This window comes from Rugamonas violacea, assembly GCF_016461825.1.
Classification (GTDB): domain Bacteria; phylum Pseudomonadota; class Gammaproteobacteria; order Burkholderiales; family Burkholderiaceae_D; genus Rugamonas.
Genome location: NZ_JAEMNU010000126.1, coordinates 36,386 through 40,160 on the forward strand (window position 1 = coordinate 36,386; position 3,775 = coordinate 40,160).

General features: G+C 71.9%; 5 protein-coding genes. 1 reads left to right on the forward strand and 4 read right to left on the reverse strand.

The window, feature by feature from the left end; all coding sequences use genetic code 11:
* On the reverse strand, window positions 1–504 hold a 504-nt coding region (gene waaF / locus H7U20_RS30495), incomplete at its 3' end, for a lipopolysaccharide heptosyltransferase II (RefSeq protein WP_233411044.1).
* Window positions 501–1,781, reverse strand: coding sequence for an O-antigen ligase family protein (locus H7U20_RS24250; protein WP_199761710.1), 1,281 nt, complete (start codon window positions 1,779–1,781; stop codon window positions 501–503). The genes waaF and H7U20_RS24250, both read right to left, overlap by 4 nt.
* A gap of 52 nt (window positions 1,782–1,833) precedes the next feature.
* Between H7U20_RS24250 and H7U20_RS24255 the strand changes: the two genes are divergently transcribed.
* Window positions 1,834–2,649 carry a glycosyltransferase family 2 protein gene (locus tag H7U20_RS24255; protein ID WP_199761711.1) on the forward strand — a complete coding sequence of 272 codons (816 nt, stop codon included), beginning with the start codon at window positions 1,834–1,836 and terminating at the stop codon, window positions 2,647–2,649.
* Between the two features lie 40 nt (window positions 2,650–2,689).
* Here H7U20_RS24255 and H7U20_RS24260 read toward each other — a convergent pair whose 3' ends face one another.
* Together H7U20_RS24260 and H7U20_RS30500 are read right to left on the reverse strand one after the other, a co-directional pair.
* Window positions 2,690–3,307, reverse strand: coding sequence for a response regulator transcription factor (locus tag H7U20_RS24260; protein WP_199761712.1), 618 nt, complete (start codon window positions 3,305–3,307; stop codon window positions 2,690–2,692).
* Window positions 3,297–3,775: ATP-binding protein (locus H7U20_RS30500; RefSeq protein ID WP_233411045.1), on the reverse strand; the 479-nt coding region annotated here is incomplete at its 5' end. The genes H7U20_RS30500 and H7U20_RS24260, both read right to left, overlap by 11 nt.

Here is a 3,775-nt window from a genome sequence, read left to right on the forward strand (position 1 = left end):
GATCTGCGCCGGCGTCGCCGCCAGCGCCGGCCGCGGCGGCGCGGCGCCCAGCGGGCCGGGCGCGCCGGCCAGCGCGGCGTAGAACGCCACCATCGGCCGCGGCGGCACGTCGTCATGGTGCATCCGGTTGATCAGGCCGTAGCGGCTCTCGCCCTTGTAGCCGACCCGCGTGGCGATGCCAGCCAGCCAGGGGATCAGCGCGTACTTGAGGGTGTTGGGCAGCACGTAGGCGGCGGCGTAGCCGCGCGCCCGCAGCAGGCGGGCGTAGCGCCAGCGCTCGCGCAGCTGCAGGGCGCCGTGGCGGAACGGCGTCTGCAGCACTTCGTCGACCTCGGCCATCTGGCGCCACACCGGCGCCACCGAGGGCGGCGCCAGCACGTCGATCGGCGTGTCCGGCCGGGCCGCCCGCAGCAGGCGCAGCAGCGGCTGGGCCATGACGGCGTCGCCGATCCAGTTCGGCGAGATGACCAGGATGCGCGGCACCGGCGCCGCGGCCGCGCTCATGCCGCCGCCTTGTCGGCCGGCGCGGCGGCGGCGGCGGCCGCCTCGTCCTGCGCGTTCAGGCACAGGCCCATCAACAGGAACAGCATCAGCGCGTAGAACATGGTGCTGCGCACCGACCAGAAGATCACCTCGGTCAAGCCGAAGCTGAAATAGCACACCACCAGCAGCGCGCCGGCCAGCGCCGGCGCCAGCAGGCCGCTGCTGGCGTCCGGCTGGCGCCGCAGGATGCGCAGGAAGAACAGCAGCGGCAGCAGCAGCGTGGCGCCCCACACCAGCAGGCCCAACACGCCGCCGTAGACCAGCGCCTGCACGATGTCGTTGTGGAAGTGGTCGAACCGCAGCACGAAGGGGTCGACCTTGCCGCTGGCGGCCAGCTCGGCCAGCTCGGCCTTGACCTGGGGCGCCGCCGCGCCGCTGAGCGGGTGGCGCTCGATCAGCATGGCCGCGCCGCGCCACAGCTCCAGCCGCACGCCCATGTTGCTGTAGGCGTTGCCGCCGCCGAAGTAGGTTTGCACGTCGGCGATGCCCTGTTCCAGACGCTCGCGGGCGCCGGTCTGCGGCACGAAGTAACTGGCCAGCAGCAGCGTCAGCGCGGCCAGCGCGGCGCCCTGGCGCAGGCGGCCGCGCAGCACGTGGCCGTAGCTGACCATCAGCACGCCGGCGAACAGCAGCGCCACCCAGCCGCCACGGGTGCCGGTGGCGATCGAGCCGACCAGGCCGGCCAGCGCGCCGAGCGCCGGCCAGAGCGCCAGGCGGCCCTTGAAGTCGCCGCCGGCGGCCAGGCACATCAGGCCCATGCACAGCACGATGTCGCCGAAGGTGATCGAGTTGATCAGGCCGCCCGGGCGCTGCATGCCCATGCCCCAGCGCTGGTAGACCGAGAAGGCGGCGCCGGCCACGGCGCCGGCGATCAGGCCCCACCACAGCGCGCGCCGGCTGGGCCGGCAGGCCAGCACGGCCAGCATGACGGTGGCGGCGGCCAGCATGCGGCCGGGCTTTTCCAGCGCGCGCAGGTGCACGCCGTGGCGCAGCACCATCAGCAGCAGGGCGAAGGCCAGGCCCAGGCCGAAGGCCAGCAGCACGCCGCGCACCTGCGGCCAGTGGCGCCGCAGCGCCGCCGCGCCGTCGCGCCGGGTCAGCACGGCCGCCAGCAGGAAGGCGAAGCTGCACAGGCCGACGCCGAAGCTGCTGATCAGCGTCAGGAAGGGCAGGCAGAACAGCAGCAGGTGGATCAGCAGGGAGTTGCCGCGCGCTGGCCCGGATAAAGTATGATTCATTCTTATTCTTGTCGGCTCTAATTGCAATCTATCAACACAGGCAGCGGACTTCATGCATCTGGCACCAACCATCTCCGTCATCATCACCACCTACAACCGTCCCGACGCGCTGCGCGCCGTGGTCGAGGCCTGTTTTGCCCAGGACGACCGGGATTTCGAAATCATTATCGCTGATGACGGCTCGGGCGACAACACACGCGCCTGCGTCGCCGCCCTGCAAGCGGCGGCGCCACTGCCGCTGCGCCATGTCTGGCAGGACGATCTGGGCTTCCGCGCCGCCCGCGCGCGCAACCTGGGCACGCTGGCCGCGACCGGCGACTACATCATCTTCCTCGACGGCGACTGCGTGCCGCAGCGCGACTTCATCCGCCGCCACCGCCGGCTGGCCCAGCGCGGCCACGTCGTCTGCGGCAGCCGCATCCTGCTCAGCGAAGCGGGCACCGCCAGCGTGCTCGGCGAGCGCATCGACCTGCAGGCGCTGGGCCTGGGCCGCATGTTGCGCTGGCGCCTGGCCGGCCACCTGAACAAGATGCTGCAACTGCTGTTCAGCTGGCCCGACCTGGGCCGCACCACGCGGCGCTTTTCCTGGCGCCGCATCAAGAGCTGCAACATGGCCGTCTGGCGCAGCGACCTGGATCTGGTCAACGGCTTCGACGAGAGCTTCCTCGGCTGGGGCCACGAGGACTCCGACCTGGTGGTGCGCCTGTTCAACGCCGGCGTGATGCGCAAGGACGGCGCCTTCGCCACCGAGGTGTTCCACCTGTGGCACCGCGAAAACCAGCGCGACCAGGAGTCGAGCAACCGCCAACTGGTGCTGCGCCGCGCCGCCGAGCGCACCACCCAGGCGGTGCGCGGCCTGCGCGGCTAGGCCCGCGCCGCGCCTTCCCTTCCGCGCCGCCGCCGCGGCGCTAGCGGCCGCGCTGCTCGTCGAGCATGCTCAGGCGCACCAGGTCGGCGACGTTGTCGACCCCCAGCTTGCTCATCAACCGCGCCTTGTGCACCTCCACCGTGCGCACGCTGATGCCCAGCGCCGGTCCGATGTCGCGGTTGTGCTGGCCCGTCACCACCAGCTGCATCACCTCGCGCTCGCGCGGCGTCAGCTCGCCCAGCAGCGCCAGGCTGCTGGCGCGGCGCTGCTCGGCGCCGCGCTGCTGGCGCTCGCGCGCGTAGGCCTCCTCGATGGCGGCGATCAGCTTGACGTCGTCGAACGGCTTCTCCAAAAAATCGATGGCGTTGGCCTTGAAGGCGGCGCGCGCCAACGCCACGTCGCCGTGGCCGCTGACGATCACCACCGGGATGGCGCAACCGAGCTCGGCCAGCTTGGCCTGCAGGCTCAGGCCGTCCATGCCGTTCATGCGGATGTCGGCCACCAGGCAGCCGGCCCAGTCGCGCCGGCGGGCGGCCAGGAAGTCCTCGCCGCTGGCGAACATCGCGGTGCGGTAGCCGCGCACGCCCAGCAGCAGGCCGAGGGCGTCGCGCACGGCGGGGTCGTCGTCGACGATGAAGACGGTCAAATTATGCGGCAAGGTGGTCTCCGGGGGGTGATTGCTTATTGTTGTGCTTGTTGTGCTTGTTGTGTTTGTGGTGTTGGGCGGCGGCCGCGCTCAGCGGCAGCACCAGGCGGAACACGCCGTGGCCGGCGACATCAAAGCGCAGGCTGCCGCCGTGCGCCTCGGCGATGGCGCGGCTGAGCACCAGGCCCAGGCCCATGCCGCTGGCCTTGGACGAGACGAAGGGCTCGAACAGGCGCCCGGCCAGCAGCTCGGAAACGCCGCCGCCGCTGTCCTCGACGCTCAACTGCAGGCGCGCGCCGGCCAGTTGCTCGATGCTGACGCGGATGCGGCGCTGGCCGGCCGGCTGCGCCAGCACGGCGTCGAGCGCGTTGCCCAGCAGGTTGCGCAGCACCAGCTCGATCTGCAGGCGGTCGGCCTGGATCGCCAGCGGCGCCGCCGCGTCGACCGCCAGCTCAACGCCGTGCTGGCGCAGCGCCGCGG

Coding starts and splice junctions, on each gene's coding strand:
- H7U20_RS24250 (WP_199761710.1), bottom strand. CDS start 1,781: ATGAATCATACTTTATCCGGGCCAGCGCGCGGCAACTCCCTGCTGATC.
- H7U20_RS24255 (WP_199761711.1), top strand. CDS start 1,834: ATGCATCTGGCACCAACCATCTCCGTCATCATCACCACCTACAACCGT.